The sequence below is a fragment of the Pollutimonas rozaliensis genome, from assembly GCF_048751585.1.
Taxonomy (GTDB): Bacteria; Pseudomonadota; Gammaproteobacteria; order Burkholderiales; family Burkholderiaceae_B.
Genome location: NZ_JAZHOB010000067.1, coordinates 1 through 279, shown reverse-complemented (window position 1 = coordinate 279; position 279 = coordinate 1). Strand labels below are relative to the sequence as shown.

Annotated in this window: 1 protein-coding gene; it reads left to right on the top strand. The window is 52.3% G+C overall.

Annotated features, from left to right (window positions below; translation table 11 throughout):
• Nucleotides 1–279 (top strand): alanine racemase (locus V0R37_RS21990; RefSeq protein WP_420376541.1); only part of this gene is annotated, 279 nt, incomplete at both ends.

Below are 279 nucleotides of genomic sequence, written 5' to 3'. Positions count from 1 at the left end.
AGCCATTTTGGCTGTGCTGATGAACTGAATAGCCCGATCACGCGCCAACAAATTGAGCTGTTTTTATCGTTGACCGAGGGGTGTAAAGGCGAGCGCTCATTGGCTGCATCGGCTGGATTATTAGCATGGCCGGAAAGTCAGCTAGACTGGGTAAGACCAGGAATCATTCTTTATGGTGTTTCTCCTTTTGCCCATCAGGACGCCCAGGCGATGGGATACCGTCCAGTCATGACCTTAACGGCACCTCTGATCGCTGTTCGAGAGGTGAAGGCCGGAGAG